Below are 15,309 nucleotides of genomic sequence, written 5' to 3' on the forward strand. Positions count from 1 at the left end.
GAGATACCAAGCCCAACCAGCCTGGGCGGCGTATCCATTTGGCATCAAGCCTTTGATTTTATGGGCTTCTCAGCGGCGCGCCCTTCACCCAGGGCGATGACAACGCCGGGGTTAGCACGGCGCCTTTCATCCTGCCGTGGTCCCGAAACCGCCCCCCGGGCTCTTGAGCCCGAGAGCACGCTTTCTGGGCAAAATGCCTCAGGCCGGGATCCTGATGACGACGTCGGTAACTTCGCCATCCTTCAGTTCGACTGCCGAAACCTTGGTCTTTGCCCCATTCAGCTCCAGCGAAACCGCCTTGGCCTTATTGTCGCGGACGACGCGAACCTTGAGTTCCGCCCCCAGCATCTTGAGGGTTGCCGAGTATCCGTCCCAATGGCGGGGGAGTTTTGGCTTGAACTGAACACGCTTGCCGCGCCGTTCGATGCCGAGGATCCCTTCGACCGCAGCCCGGTAGAGCCAGCCGGCCGAGCCGGTGTACCAGGTCCAGCCGCCACGGCCGCCCTTGTCGTCCCCGGCGTAGATGTCGGCCGCCACGACATAGGGCTCGACGCGATAGTGCTCGGCCGAGGCCTCGTCGGTCGCATGGTTGACCGGGTTCAGCATCGAGAAACAGCGATAGGCCTCGTCGGTCCGCCCCATCTCGGCAAGGGCGATGACGAACCAGGTGGCGGCGTGGGTGTACTGGCCGCCATTTTCGCGGACACCGGGCGGATAGCTCTTGATGTAACCGGGTTCCTTGTCCGTCTTCGAGAAGGGCGGCGTGAACAGCTTGACGATCTTGAGCTTGTCATCGACGAGCAGTTTGGTCGCCTGCTCCATCGCCGTCGTCGACCGGGCCGGATCACCCTCTCCCGAAAGCACGCTCCAGGACTGGGCGATCGAGTCGATCTTGCACTCCTGCGAGGACCGCGACCCGAGCGGCGTGCCGTCGTCGAAACTGCCGCGCCGGTACCATTCGCCATCCCATGCCGTGCTTTCAAGCGCCCGCTTCAGCGCATCGGCATGCTTTGCCCAGGCTTGCGCGTGCTTGGCGTCGCCTTCGGTCTTGGCGACGGCGGCGAAGTCGCCCAGCGTCTTCAGCAGGAACCAGCCTAGCCAGACGCTCTCGCCCTTGCCGTGTTCGCCAACGCGATTCATGCCGTCGTTCCAGTCGCCGCCGAGGATCAGCGGAAGCCCGGCGGGACTGCAGCGCTTGATGGCAAGATCGAGCGCCCGCGCGCAATGGTCGTAGAGCGACGCCGTCTTCTTGGAAACCTCCGGAGTGAAGAAGGCATCGTGCTCGCCCTCGCCCAGCGCCTGCCCATCGATGAAGGGCAGCTGCTGCTTCAGGATGGTGGCATCGCCAGTGACCAGCAAATAGCGCGCCGTGGCGTGGGCCAGCCAGACCACATCGTCGGAGATCATGGTGCGCACGCCGGCCCCGGTGCGCGGCAGCCACCAATGCTGCACGTCGCCTTCGGGGAACTGCCGCCGCGCCGCATTGAGGATCTGGTCGCGCGCCAGTTGCGGGTCATGCGCCAGCAATGCCAGCGTGTCCTGCAACTGGTCGCGGAAGCCGAACGCACCGCTAGCCTGGTAGAAGGCCGAGCGGGCGCGAATGCGGCAGGCGAGGCTCTGATAGGGCAGCCAGTGGTTGACCATGGCGTCGAGCGCCTTGTCCGGCGTCTCGACCTGGATGGTGTCGAGGAAGCCGCGCCATTCGCGCTCGTTGTCGGCCAGCCGCCGGTCGAAATCCCTAGCCCGGTGCTCCTGCACCAGGGCGCTGGCCTCCTCGACGGTCTCGGCATCGCCGAGCAGCCAGAGCATGGTCACGTCGCCGCCGGCCGGGATCTCGATGTCGCGGGCAATCGCCGCGCAGGGGTCGTCTCCGGCCTCGACACGGCCCGACAACGCAGCGCCGCTCAGCACCGCCTGTGGAAGCTCGCTGGAGCCATGCCGGCCGAGGAACTCCGAACGGTCGGTGGTCACCGAATGGACGCCACCGTCGGCGGCAAGGAAAGCCACCCGCTCGCTGAAGTCGAGCCCGTACGGGTTTTGCGCTAGCAACGCACCGGTGGCAGCGTCGCGGGACGGGACGATGGTTGCCGCCGTGCGCGACCGATGCCCGCCGAGCACCCATTCGGCATAGGCATAGACACGCAGCCGCGCCGGCACCGAGCCGGAATTCTGGATGCGCAGCCGCGAGATCTTCACCGGGTCGATCGGGTCGACGACATGGGTGAGGTCCATCGACAATGGCCCGCGCCTCGAACGGAAGGTCGAGAAACCCTGGCCGTGCCAGGCCTCGTAGGTCATCGAGGGGTCGCGTACCACGGCGGCGAGCGGCGAGAACGCCTTGCCGCTGGCCTGATCGTAGATGTAGACGCCTTCGCCCGGCCGGTTCGAGACCGGATCGTTCGACCACGGCGTCAGCTGGTAGTCGCGGCTGTTGCGGCTCCAGGTGAAGGCGGCACCCTCGGCAGACGTGTGGAAGCCGAACGAAGCGTTTGAGACGACGTTGATCCATGGCTGCGGCGTGGTGCGCCGGCCAGCCAGACGCACGACATAGTGCCGCCCGTCGCCATCGAAACCACCGAAGCCGTTCCATTGGCTGAGGCCGCTTCCATCGGCGCTGACATCCGCCACGGCCTGCGAGGCGTGCATTACGGGCACCGGCGACGGCAATTCGCGCGCGACCGCCAAGGCTGCCGGCTGCAGGGCGTCGCGCGCCTGCAGGGCGGCCGCCTCGGCCCGCTCGATCTGGTCGAAGATGGTGCCGTTGCGCGTGTGCAGGACGACGCGGGCGACAGCGAGCAGCGTCTTGTAGGTGGTCTCGTCCATCAGGTCGCGGCGCACCGCGAAAATGTGCTGGCGGGGCCCGAGTTCCTTGCCGCGCAGGCGGCTGTTTTCGCACAGGGTCTCCACTGCCCGCTGCAGATCCTGGACATAGGAGGACGCCTGCTCGTTGACGACGACGAAGTCGATCATCATTCCGCGGGTGCGCATGTATTCCTGGAAACGCAGCGCCTGGGCGACGATTTCGAGATCGGCGACGTCGCCGATCCTGACCAGGAAGATTGGGAAATCGCCCGAAATGCTGGTCGGCCAGAGGCTCGACTGCTTGCCCAGTCCCGTGGCGATGGATTCGGCCGGAAGACGCAGGAACGGATCCGGATAGATCAGATAGCGCGCCAGTTTCTGCACATTGGCGGCATCGGTCAGGCTGAGGCCCATATGGCGGGTTTGCACCTGGCTGCGCGTCCAGGCAAGCATGGCCTGGCGGGCAAAACTCTCCGGATGGTCAAGCCGGGCAAGGGCCTCTTCCAGTTCGGCGCGGCTGGCGCCGACGACGGTCCAGAAGGTCAGCGATATCTTCTTGTTGGCAGGCACGCGCACCTGCCGGCGCAGCGCGGCGACGGGATCGAGCGTGAAGCCCGAATGGCCGCCAAGCCTGGCGCCGGGATCGAAGGCGGCCGCGTCGACGATGCTGCGGCCACGACCGATGAAGGCACGCCGGTCGGTCTCGGCTTCGGCATCGCGCGCCGATCCGGAGGGATCGGTGACGAAATGCACCATGGCGATATCGGGCTCGCTGGTCTCCCGCTTGCGCCGCGTCGCAAATATCTGCGCGTTGTTCGACGCGATTTCAGTTTCGACGAACATCTTCGAGAAGGCCGGATGCGCGTTGTCCGACGCCTCCAGACCGAGCACCAGTTCGGCAAAGGAGGTGACTTCGATGTGACGGTCAGACGGCCCGTCATTGTAGAGCGTGACCCGACGGCCCTCGCCATTGCCTTCCGAAATGACGATGCATTCGACTTCGGAGCGCAACGTGCCCACCGATTTGACGAAGCTCGCCTTGTCGTCGGAGAACAAGGTCTGCGCCTTTTCCTCGGCCGCACGCTTCGGCTCGGCCGTCGCCGACCACCAGTCGCCGGTGCCGGCGTCACGCAGGAAGATGTAGGAGCCGAGCCGGTCCTCGGTCGGATCCGGTTGCCAGCGGGTGATGGAGAGATCGCCCCAGCGGCTGTAGCCCGAGCCGGTCGCGGTGACCATCACCGAATAGCGGCCGTTCGACATCACACTGGTCGACCGCAGCGACCGCAATGGATCGAGCACGATGCGGGTGTCGGGGCTCTCGACTTCTGTCTCGTCCTTGGAGCGTTCGTCGGCCTCGGTCCTGACGGTCGCGGTCGGGATGTCGCGCGGCGCCCTCTCCTGCAGCAGCAATTCGGCCGATTCGATGACCGGATCACTGTGGAAGCGATCGCGCATGCGGCCTTCGAAGATGGCGTCGGCGACGGCCACAATCGACATGCCCGAATGGTGGGCCATGTAGTTCTGCACGACGACGTGATCGGTGCCTTCCGGCACGCGCTGCGGCGTGAAGTCGACGGCGTCGTAGTAACCGTGGCGGCCAAGCGCGCCGATCTCCCGCAGCCGGGCGAGATTCTGCACGGCTTCGCGCGGATTGAACTGTGCCGCGAGCACGGTGGCGTAGGGCGCGATCACCGTGTTCTGGCCAAGGCCGCGCTTCAGGCCGAGCCCGGGTACGCCGAAATTGGTGTACTGGTAGGTCAGCTCACGGTCGCGGGCGTTGTAGGCCGCTTCCGAAATGCCCCACGGCACGTTCTTCTGGCGGCCATACTGGATCTGGCGCTTGATGATCAGCTTGCTGGTCTGGTTGAGAATGCTGCCTTGCGGCTCCTTCATCACCAGCGGCGGCATCAGATATTCGAACATCGAGCCGGACCAGGACATCAGCGCGCCCTTGAAACCGATCTCGACGATAGGCCGGCCAAGCCGGAACCAGTGCTCGGTCGGCAGGTCGCCCTTGGCGATAGCGAACAGGCTGGTTAGCCGCGCCTCGGAAGCCATAAGGTCGTAGCAGCTTTCATCGAGCTGGTGTTCTTCGACCCGGTAGCCGATCGACAGCAGCTTGCGCTCGGGCCGCATCAGGAAGGAGAAATCCATCTCGAAGGCGAAGCGGCGCGTGCGCTCGCGCAAGGTGAGCAGCTTGGCGCGCAGCGCCTCGACGGCATTGTCGTCGCTGTGCGCGTCGTGGACATGCGCCTCGCAAGTGGCCTCGAGCCTGGCCGCCCAGTCGACGATGACGTCGCTCTGAGCCGACGCCGCCTCGGTGTGGATGGCGGTGGCGAGCTTGCGGATCTCGCCGGCCAGCACGGCCAGATTGATGGTGCGGATCGACGCCATTTCCGGCTGCGCCTTGATGGTCTCGACCGCGCGCCGCATGCCGTCCAGACGGTCGACGAGGCGCTGGCGCAAGGGCCGCAGCTGGCGGCGGTCGTCGGGCAGCTCGTCGAGGCTCTCGCTGAGGATGGTCACCGTGTCGAGAATGCCTTCGAAATCGCCCTGGAGATGGACGGAGGGCGCTTCCGCCCATTCGGCGCAAGCCGCCGCCACCGCCACCAGATGGCCGGCTAGATTGCCGCTGTCGACCGCCGAAATGTAGAGCGGGTAGAGCGGCTTCAGCGTCGTCGTGTCATACCAGTTGAAGAGGTGGCCACGGTCGCGCGGCATGCCTTCGATCGTCGTCATGGTGGCGTCGATGCGGGTGATGGCGTCGGACAGGCTGATCCAGCCGAAGTCGCGGGCCGAGACGACCGACAGCAGATAGACGCCGATATTGGTCGGCGAGGTGCGCGGCGCCACGACCGGCGCAGGGCTTTCCTGGAAATTGTCCGGCGGCAGATTGTGGTGTTCGGCCGTCACGAAGCTTTCGAAATAATGCCAGGTGCGCCGCGCCACCGTACGCAGCGCGTGGATATCGGCTTGCGATATGCGCAAGCGATCCTCGGTTTCGGCCGAACGGCTGATCCAACTGGCGATGGCCGGCGAAGCGATCCAGAACAGCGCGAAGAAGAAAGCGACGAAGGCGCCGGTGGAATCGGCCAGCACCGGAATGGCGAGGCCGACGAAGCCGATGATCACGGCGCCATACATCATGCCGTAGTAGGAGCCGACATCGTTGTCGCCGGCCTTGTGCGCCTGCGAAGCGGTGCGCCATTCCAGCAGGTTCTGGCGGCTGACGAACAGCCGGTAAATCGTGCGGATGATGGCGTCGCCCATCATCCAGGCGTTGTGCGCCATCAGCACGATCTTCAGCGCCACCATGGCGGTGCCGAAGGCGACGTCGCGCGCCAGGGCCGAGAAATGGCCGCGCGGCGTCTGGTCGCCGCTCTTGGGCAGGATGGCGTTTACGATGTCGAATGTCGGCGCCATGAACAGGCTGAGGATCAGCAGCGCCTGCCATTGCGCCGCCTGCGTGAAGGGCAGCAGCGTCCAGCCGGCGATCGCCGCCATGACCCAGAAAATCGGCGTCAGCGAGCGGCGCAGATTGTCGACCATCTTCCAGCGCGACAGAGCCGGCACGCCGGAGCGCGGATCGAGCATGAAGCCGAGAAGCTGCCAGTCGCCGCGTGCCCAGCGATGGTGGCGCGAGGCGTCGACCGAATAACGGGTCGGATAGTCCTCGACCAGTTCGACGTCGGTCACAAGCGCCGAGCGCGCCAGCGCGCCTTCCAGCAGATCGTGGCTGAGGATGGTGTTTTCCTCGATGCGGCCCTGCAGTGCCGCCTCGAAAGCATCGACGTGATAAAGGCCCTTGCCGGTGAAGGACCCGTCGCCGAAAACGTCCTGATAGAGATCGGAGACGGCAAAGACATAAGGGTCGAGGCCGCGATTGGCCGAGAAGACCCGCTGGAAAAACGACGCATCGTCGCCGCTGGTCAGCGACGCGGTGATGCGCGGCTGCAGGATGGCATAGCCGGCCGTGACAACACGCCTGGCGGCATCGAAATGCGGTCGGTTGAGCGGATGGCAGAGCTTGCCGACCAGGGTCGCGACCGCGTCGCGGGTGGTGCGCGTGTCGGCATCGAGCGTCATCACATGGACGACGTTTTCCGGCAGCGGCACGTCGAGCGGCAGGAAAGTGGTGTCGCTGTCGCCGCGCAGCAGAAGGTCGAGCTCGTGCAGCTTGCCGCGCTTGCGCTCCCAGCCCATCCAGGACCCCTGCGCCGCGTTGAAGAGCCGGCGCCGGTGCAGGATGTAGAAACGCGGCGCGCCTTCAGAGGGATAGCGGGCGTTGAGACGAGCGATCTCGGCGCGGGCGAATTCGAGGATTTCGGTATCGGCCGCATCGATCTCGATCTTGCTGTCGGGCCAGTCCGACAGCAGCGCGAAATAGATTTCATCCGCCGTGTTGGCGAGATGATGTACCTCGATATTGCGGATGTTTTCCTCGACGTCGTCGCGTGAGCCGATGAGCGACGGCACCACCACCAGCGTGCGCGCCTCGGGCGGCACGCCGTGCCTGTAATCATAGCCAACGAGGCGCGTCGGTTTCAGGAACAGCGATACGACGGTGTTGAAGAAGGCGAGAGCGCCCTCGCTGGCGGGTACGGCAAACAGCGCCAGCATCACGACGATCGACGGCACCGACAGGCCGAGATTGGCCAGCGCGTTGCCGGTGAGGACGAGAAGCAGGGCCGTCAGCGCAAACACCGGTACGACGATGCCAAGCCATCCGGTCTTGCGGAAGGTGCGCTTGACCGTCTGGCTGATCGTCGGCCGGTAGCCGATCGCCTTCTCCAGTTCCAGCCGGCGCGGACCGACGAGGAAGAAACCGACATCGGTGTGGGGGGATGCAACTTGAGCGGCAGCGCCTTCATCATCGGCCGATAGGGTCTCGGTGGCGACGTCATCGGCCAGTTCGATGGCCTTCTCGGCGACGCGGTATTCCGAAAGGTCGGAGCGGCGCGCCAGTTCCTCGATCGCGGTCCGGTACTGGTCACGCGAGAAGAAGTCGAGCGCGGCGAAATCGGTGCGCTCGCGAAGCACGGTGTCGATGCGGCTGACGCCTTCAAACCACACCGTCCAGTCGACGTCGTTGATGAGGCGCAGGCCGCGGATGATGTTTCCGGTCGTCACATTGCCGCTGGACAGCGTGTGATGTTCGGAAATGATGATTTCCTCGGCGTCGGAGCCGGTCTTTTCTAGTTCGCCTTCGAGCCATTCCAGGGCCTTGCCGGCATTCTGCGATCCATCGCGCAAGCGATAGAGCAGTTGGGTGGCAAAGGTGGTGTCCTGTGCGTGAGCGCTGAATTTGGACAGGATCGCCTGCCGGTCCGGGCTGTCGTCGGTCGCCAGAACCTTGTCGGCGACATCGTTGGCGATCTGGCGCATCTGGCGGGTGCGGTTGACCCTGACCGCCAGCCGGCGGAGATTTTCGATCAGGACGAAGCGCAGAAGCGACGGCAGCGCCCAGAGTTCGCCGATCTTCAGCGGCTCGAGCGACTGGAAACCCTGGACGATGGACTTGAACATCGTCGCCGAGACGGAACTGTCCGAATGCGCCACATAGGTCCAGGCCAGCGCCAGCGCGCGCGGCACGCTGCCGCCCTCGGGCAATTTCAGATTGGGCAGCTGTCGGTAGAAGCGACGCGGCAGATCGCGCTTGACCTGGAAAATGGTTTCTTCGACCAGATAATTGTTGTCGAGCAGCCACTGCGCCGCCGGCGTGATCGTCTCGCCCCTCGCCTGCGCGGCATTGGTCGAACGGTAAACTTCCAGGATCTTCTTGGCGCTGTCGCGGATGCGGGCCTGAAAGTCGAAGGGCGTCAGGCCGAACAGATCGGTAAGGTCGCCTTTTGCCAGGCTTTCGCCAAGCAGGCGAAGACGCTCTTCGGGCAGGAAATTGGATCGGATCGGCTCTTCCGTGATGGCCGGGAAGCTCGCGCTCGTCTTCTCGATCTGGGCCGGGGTCGTCTGAATATTCATTGAAAATTCCGTATGCGGACACTGAGCGGCGTCACCGCCACGGCAATGGCCCTAAAACCGATTCAAATGCAATTGGTTGCATAATCCCACTTGCTGAAAGTTTGTTTCCGCACCACGACAGGGCGTTATCTCTCAGCACGAATTCCAAGACGAGCGCCCCTCTTCCCGTCAGGCTGGATCGACGGGGAGGATTTAGGCTTTTTCGTGATGCCACCGACAGCTTACGCTATATTTCGCCGGCACTGCGATCATGTTTGGAAACAAACGTTAATCGTTGCCGGAGATGCCGCGAATCCGGGTCACGAACAGCGTCGTCTCCTGGGTGGGCTGAACAAAGAGGCTGGCGGTGTCCGGGCCGGGCAGCAGGGTGTCGAGCGGCCCGAGGTGAACCGGCTCGATGCCGGACACGGTGACTTCGCCGTTCAAACACAGGACCAGGATCGTCCCGGTCCCCGTCCTGATTTCCACAGGGTTCGAAACCATGAGGCGTTCGACCGAATGCGTCATGCGGCTGCGGCGAGTCATGACATTGAGGTCGGTGATCGGCCCGCCGATCAGCGCGGCCGCGGTCGCCACGTCAGCCGGGAAGGAAAGCGGGTCGGTCGCCCTGGTGACTAATCTCGGCGGGCGGCCCGCAATATCGAGCACGATGCCCTCGCCTTCGAGCACGGTAAGCGTGCGATCGATACCGGCAAATTGCGAGAATGGGCCGCTACCTTCGACGCGCGCCATCGAGACCCGCCAGTCGAAGTCGTCGAGCCCGGCGTCGGCCGGCGAGACGGCGACCTCGGTCGTTACCCCGCCGCCGTTCTTCCACGGCATGGACTTGTATTCGGCTGCCCGCAGGACGCGCATCTGTCAATCCATCACCCGAGAATGCCGGGCAGGTTGAGCTGGTGCTCCTTGGCGCACTCGATAGCGATGTCGTAGCCGGCATCGGCATGGCGCATGACGCCGGTCGCCGGGTCGTTCCACAACACCCGCTCGAGGCGCCTGGCCGCTTCACGCGTGCCGTCGGCGACGATGACCATGCCGGCGTGCTGAGAGAAGCCCATGCCGACACCGCCGCCATGGTGCAGCGACACCCAGGTGGCGCCCGACGCGGTGTTGAGCAATGCGTTGAGCAAAGGCCAGTCGGACACCGCGTCCGAGCCGTCCTTCATCGATTCCGTCTCGCGGTTCGGCGAGGCGACCGAGCCGGAATCGAGGTGATCGCGGCCGATGACGACAGGCGCCTTGAGCTCGCCCTTGGCCACCATCTCGTTGAAGGCGAGGCCAAGCCTGTGCCGGTCGCCAAGGCCGACCCAGCAGATGCGCGCCGGCAGGCCCTGGAAGGCGATGCGCTCGCGCGCCATGTCGAGCCAGTTGTGCAGGTGGGTGTTGCCGGGCGTCAGTTCGCGCACCTTGGCGTCGGTCTTGTAGATATCCTCCGGATCGCCCGACAGGGCTGCCCAGCGGAACGGGCCGATGCCGCGGCAAAACAGCGGACGGATATAGGCCGGCACGAAGCCGGGGAAGGCAAAGGCGTTCTCGAACCCCTCCTCCTTGGCCACCTGCCGGATGTTGTTGCCGTAGTCGAGCGTCGGCACGCCGGCATTCCAGAACGCCACCATCGCCTCGACATGTTCGCGCATCGAGGCGCGGGCGGCTTTTTCAACTGCCTTCGGGTCGCTGACGCGCTTCTCACGCCACTCAGCCATCGTCCAGCCCTTGGGCAGATAGCCGTTGATGGGATCGTGGGCCGAGGTCTGGTCGGTGACCATATCGGGGCGAATGCCGCGCCTGAACATTTCCGGAACGATCTCGGCCGTATTGCCGAGCAGGCCCACCGACTTCGCCTCGCCTGCCTTGGTCCAGCGCTCGATCATCGCCATCGCCTCGTCGAGTGTCTCGGCCTTCTCGTCGACATAACGGGTGCGCAGGCGGAAATCGATCGAATCCGGGTTGCATTCGATCGCCAGGCAGCAGGCGCCGGCCATGACGGCGGCGAGCGGCTGGGCGCCGCCCATGCCACCGAGGCCGCCGGTCAGGATCCACTTGCCCTTGAGATTGCCGCCATAGTGCTGGCGGCCGGCCTCGACAAAGGTCTCGTAGGTGCCCTGCACGATGCCTTGCGTGCCGATGTAGATCCACGAGCCGGCCGTCATCTGGCCGTACATCATCAGGCCCTTCTTATCGAGCTCGTTGAACTTTTCCCATGTCGCCCAGTGCGGCACCAGGTTAGAGTTGGCGATCAGCACGCGGGGCGCGTCGGGATGGGTGCGGAAGACGCCGACCGGCTTGCCCGACTGCACCAGCAAGGTCTCGTCATCGGCCAGCGTCCTCAACGAGGCGACGATGCGGTCAAAGTCGTTCCAGGTGCGCGCCGCACGGCCGATGCCGCCATAGACGACCAGCTCGTTGGGGTTTTCGGCGACGTCCGGGTCGAGATTGTTCATCAGCATGCGCAGCGGCGCTTCCGTCAGCCAGGAACGGGCGCTGATTTCCGTGCCGCGCGGGCTGCGGACTTCGCGGATGTTGTGGCGAGGATTGTTCATCATTGTCCCTTTCGAATGAGGTGCGCGGCATTGCGGTGGCCGTCAGCACTGATCCAGGTGACCTGCTCATGGGCAGGGTCGGAAATATCGATGGTCATGGCGTAGCAGGCCCAGACATCCGAGGGCGGCCACAGCGAGCAGTACTGGTCGCCGCGAACATCCAACGCCCCGGCGACTGGGTGCCGCCTTTCGTGTAGATGGTGGCGCCGCCGTCATCGAAGCTCTGCGACCAGTCCGGCCCTTCGACATGCGCGCCTTTCAAGGTGGCGAGGATGTCGGCGCCCTTCATCGTCGCCTCACCGGCGGACGCACCCAAGCCCGGCGTCGTTGCGAACAGAATGGCGAGAAAGCCGATCCTGGCATGGCGGTTCATGACATCCTCCCGATGTTTCGATGTCAGCTCTGCGCCCAGGTGATAGCGGTCTCGAGTATCTTCTTCAGCTTCGCGGCCATGGGTGCGGCGAACGCGGCATCATAGGGCACCGGCCAATTGTCCGGTTCGCCCTTGCCCTCGGGCTCATGCAAGTAGCCGCGATTTGCGAGTTCCATCTGCAGCGCATGGAAGCCGCCCTGCGGATTGCCGAAGTAGCGCGTGATCCAGCCACCCTTGAAACGGCCGTTGATGACGTAGCTGTCGCCGCTTTCGGCCATGATCTGGCCGACCAGGCCCTGCAGCACCGGATCGGCGGTCTGGCCGTCATTGGTGCCGAGATTGAAAACCGGCAGCGTGCCATAGAACAGGCGAGGCAGAACCGAGCGGATCGAGTGGCAATCATAGATGACGACCTTCTGATGCAGGCCGCGCAGCCTGGTCGCCTGAAACCCGAGCATTTCATGGTAGGGCGCGAAATACGACTGATAGCGCTGGCTGATTTCCGCCGGCGTCGGTTCCTCGCCAGGGAGGTAAAGTGGATCGCCGTCGAAAGTCTCTGTCGGGCAAAGCGTCGTCGTCGTCTGCCCGGGATAGAGCGAGGCGCCGGAGGGATCGCGGTTGACGTCGATGACGGTGCGCGAGATCGAGGTATGCACGACTGTCGCGCCAAGGCCGGCGGCGAAATCGTAGAGCTGGTCGATCCACCAGTCGCAGTCGCGGCGGCCGAGCCAGGGCGAGACCAGCCGGTTGTCGATCCCGGCGAGATCGATGCCGGTATGCGGGATCGACACCACCAGAGGTGCCGTGCCTTCCGTCACTGTCAGCCAGTCGGTCATGTTCAGGCTCCCGAGATCGAAGGCAGCGTTACCGCGCCGGCTGCCTTGACGGTCGCGCCGCTGCGCACCATGGCGATGGCTTTTTCCATATCAGGATGGAAGTGGCGGTCATTGTCGAGATGCGGCACCTCGGCACGGACCAGCTTGCGTACCGCTTCCAGCGCATCGCTCGATGCCAACGGCGCATGGAAATCGCAGCCTTGCGCCGCGGCGAGCAATTCGATGCCGATCACCGCCGTCGCATTCTCGACCATGCCGATCAGCCGGCGCGCACCGTGCGCCGCCATCGAAACGTGGTCTTCCTGATTGGCCGAGGTCGGGATGGAATCGACGCTGGCCGGATAGGCTTTCTGCTTGTTCTCCGAAACGAGGGCCGCCGCCGTCACCTGCGGGATCATGAAACCGGAATTCAGGCCGGGCTTGGGCGTCAGGAAGGCCGGCATGCCGGACAGCGCGGGATCGACCAGCATGGCGATGCGGCGTTCCGACAGCGAGCCGATCTCGCAGACCGCGAGCGCGATCATATCGGCGGCGAAGGCAACCGGCTCGGCATGAAAATTGCCACCGGAAAGCGCCGTATCGTCCTCGGCGAAGATCAGCGGATTGTCGGTGACGCCATTGGCCTCGGTACCGAGCGTGTCCGCTGCCTGACGCAGAACGGTGAGTGCCGCACCCATCACCTGCGGCTGGCAGCGCAGGCAATATGGATCCTGCACGCGCTCGTCGCCGACACGATGTGATTCACGGATGGCACTGCCGGCCATCAGATTGCGTAGCGCATCCGCCGTCTCGATCTGGCCGGGATGCTTTCTCAGCAGATGGATGCGCGGATCGAAGGGGGCATCGGAGCCCTTTGCCGCGTCGGTCGACAAGGCGCCGGCGACCAGCGCCGACTGGTAGAGCACTTCGGCCTCGAACAAAGCGGCGAGCGCATAGGCCGTCGAGAACTGCGTACCGTTGAGCAGTGCCAGGCCTTCCTTGGCACCCAATGTCACCGGCTCCAGCCCGTGCGAGACGAAGGCGACCTTGGCCGGGAAACGGCCATGCGGGGTAAAGCATTCGCCGACGCCGATCATCACCGCCGTCATGTGCGACAGTGGGGCAAGGTCGCCGGAGGCGCCGACGGAACCTTGCGCCGGCACCACCGGGATGACGTCGTTGGCCAGCATCGCCTCAAGCAAATCGATGGTCTGCGACCGCACGCCCGAGGCGCCCTGCGCCAGGCTGGCGAGCTTCAGCGCCATCATCAACCGGCAGACAGCGACCGGCATCGACTCTCCGACGCCGGCGGCATGCGAAAGCACGATGTTGCGCTGCAGGGTCTCGAGGTCCCCGGCGGGGATGCGGACGCTGGCCAGTTTGCCGAAGCCGGTGTTGATGCCATAGACCGGCTCGCCCTTGGCGACGATCCTGGCGACGGCCTCGGCGCTCGCCTTGATCTTTGGCCTGCAGGCATCGTCTAGCTTGGGCACGGCGCCACGGTAGATGGCGCGCCAGTCGGCCAGCGATGCATTGCCGGGCTTCAGGGTCAGTTCGGTCATTGTCCTCTCCAGATGCGGGCATGCAGCGGGTTGAAGCCCATGCGGTAGACGAGTTCAGCGGGGCGCTCGATGTCCCAGATCGCCAGATCGGCGGACTTTCCGGCTTCCAGCGTGCCGGTCTCTCCCAGCAGGCCGAGCGCTCGGGCGGCCTCTCGGGTAACGCCGGCCAGGCATTCGTCGACCGTCAAGCCGAACAAGGTCGCCGCCATGTTCATGGTCAGCAACAGCGAGGTCAGCGGCGAGGTGCCGGGATTGTTGTCGGTGGCGACCGCCATCCTGACGCCGTGCTGGCGGAACAGGCCGACCGGCGGCTTCTTGGTCTCGCGAATGAAGTAGTAGGCGCCGGGCAGGATTGTCGCCACGGTTCCCGCCTTCGCCATCGCCACGGCGCCTGCCTCGTCGGTGTATTCGAGATGATCGGCCGACAGCGCACCATAGCGCGCTGCAAGTTCGGCGCCATGCAGGTTGGACAGCTGGTCGGCATGCAGCTTGACCGGCAAGCCCGCCGCCTTGGCGGCATCGAACACGCGCGCCATCTGCTCCGGCGAAAAGGCGATGCCTTCGCAGAACCCGTCGACGGCGTCAGCCAGCCCTTCGGCGGCAACCGCCGGGAGAATCTCCTTGGCGACCAGATCGATGAAGGCGTCCTTGTCACCCTTGGCTTCCGGTGGCAGCGCATGCGCGCCAAGGAAAGTCGTGCGGATCGTCACCGGCCGCTCACCGCCCAGCCGCCGCGCGGCGCGCAGCGACTTCTTTTCGTTTTCCAGATCGAGCCCATAGCCCGACTTTACTTCTACGGTCGTTACGCCCTCGGCGATCAGCGCATCGAGGCGCGGCAGCGATTGCGCGACCAGATCGTCTTCGCCGGCGGCACGCAAGGATTTGACCGAAGAGACAATGCCTCCGCCGGCCCTGGCGACCTCTTCGTAGGTGGCGCCGGCCAGCCGCATCTCGAATTCATTGGCCCGGTTGCCGGCATGGACCAGATGGGTATGGCAGTCGATCAGGCCGGGCGTGATCCAGCGCTGCTCGCAATCGATCGTCTCGGCACCTTGGGCAAGCGTTGCGGGCATCCCCGATTCAGGGCCGGCGTAGACAATGCGGCCGTCGCGCACGGCGACCGCGCCGTGTTCGACGACACCAAGTCCGGAGGCCCCCTCGGCCATGGTCGCCAGGCGCGCATTGCGCCATAGACGAAGACCCCCTGCCCGGCTTTTGCTCTCTGCGGCCATCATCTTTTC

7 protein-coding genes are annotated in these 15,309 nt (G+C 64.9%); all 7 read right to left on the minus strand.

Annotated features, from left to right (window positions below; translation table 11 throughout):
- Nucleotides 1-198 precede the first annotated feature (198 nt).
- Nucleotides 199-8,781 (minus strand): glycoside hydrolase family 94 protein, encoded by an 8,583-nt coding sequence (locus tag HNQ71_RS02200; RefSeq protein ID WP_184870970.1) that lies wholly within the window; start codon nucleotides 8,779-8,781, stop codon nucleotides 199-201.
- A gap of 267 nt (nucleotides 8,782-9,048) precedes the next feature.
- Nucleotides 9,049-9,636: a HutD/Ves family protein gene (locus HNQ71_RS02205; protein WP_184870971.1), complete on the minus strand. Its 588-nt coding sequence runs from the start codon at nucleotides 9,634-9,636 to the stop codon at nucleotides 9,049-9,051.
- A gap of 11 nt (nucleotides 9,637-9,647) precedes the next feature.
- The gene (gene hutU / locus HNQ71_RS02210) at nucleotides 9,648-11,321 is read right to left on the minus strand and encodes a urocanate hydratase (RefSeq protein ID WP_184870972.1); all 1,674 of its coding nucleotides are present in this window, start codon (nucleotides 11,319-11,321) and stop codon (nucleotides 9,648-9,650) included.
- 91 nt (nucleotides 11,322-11,412) lie between these two features.
- Nucleotides 11,413-11,691 (minus strand): hypothetical protein, encoded by a 279-nt coding sequence (locus HNQ71_RS02215; protein WP_184870973.1) that lies wholly within the window; start codon nucleotides 11,689-11,691, stop codon nucleotides 11,413-11,415.
- A gap of 23 nt (nucleotides 11,692-11,714) precedes the next feature.
- Complete coding sequence (gene hutG / locus HNQ71_RS02220; protein ID WP_184870974.1) at nucleotides 11,715-12,527, minus strand: N-formylglutamate deformylase; 813 nt, start codon at nucleotides 12,525-12,527, stop codon at nucleotides 11,715-11,717.
- Nucleotides 12,528-12,529: 2 nt separating this feature from the next.
- Nucleotides 12,530-14,068 carry a histidine ammonia-lyase gene (gene hutH / locus HNQ71_RS02225; RefSeq protein WP_184870975.1) on the minus strand — a complete coding sequence of 513 codons (1,539 nt, stop codon included), beginning with the start codon at nucleotides 14,066-14,068 and terminating at the stop codon, nucleotides 12,530-12,532.
- Nucleotides 14,065-15,300 (minus strand): imidazolonepropionase, encoded by a 1,236-nt coding sequence (gene hutI / locus HNQ71_RS02230; protein WP_184870976.1) that lies wholly within the window; start codon nucleotides 15,298-15,300, stop codon nucleotides 14,065-14,067. Before hutI ends, hutH begins: the two co-directional genes overlap by 4 nt.
- Nucleotides 15,301-15,309: the final 9 nt, after the last annotated feature.

Source organism: Mesorhizobium sangaii, from assembly GCF_014207355.1.
In the GTDB taxonomy this organism is placed as follows: domain Bacteria; phylum Pseudomonadota; class Alphaproteobacteria; order Rhizobiales; family Rhizobiaceae; genus Mesorhizobium; species Mesorhizobium sangaii.

What these genes read in the sequence shown, in the direction of transcription:
- HNQ71_RS02200 (WP_184870970.1), bottom strand. Translation starts at nt 8,781, where the DNA reads ATGAATATTCAGACGACCCCGGCCCAGATCGAGAAGACGAGCGCGAGC.
- HNQ71_RS02205 (WP_184870971.1), bottom strand. Translation starts at nt 9,636, where the DNA reads ATGCGCGTCCTGCGGGCAGCCGAATACAAGTCCATGCCGTGGAAGAAC.
- hutI (WP_184870976.1), bottom strand. Translation starts at nt 15,300, where the DNA reads ATGGCCGCAGAGAGCAAAAGCCGGGCAGGGGGTCTTCGTCTATGGCGC.
- hutH (WP_184870975.1), bottom strand. Translation starts at nt 14,068, where the DNA reads ATGACCGAACTGACCCTGAAGCCCGGCAATGCATCGCTGGCCGACTGG.
- hutG (WP_184870974.1), bottom strand. Translation starts at nt 12,527, where the DNA reads ATGACCGACTGGCTGACAGTGACGGAAGGCACGGCACCTCTGGTGGTG.
- HNQ71_RS02215 (WP_184870973.1), bottom strand. Translation starts at nt 11,691, where the DNA reads ATGAACCGCCATGCCAGGATCGGCTTTCTCGCCATTCTGTTCGCAACG.
- hutU (WP_184870972.1), bottom strand. Translation starts at nt 11,321, where the DNA reads ATGATGAACAATCCTCGCCACAACATCCGCGAAGTCCGCAGCCCGCGC.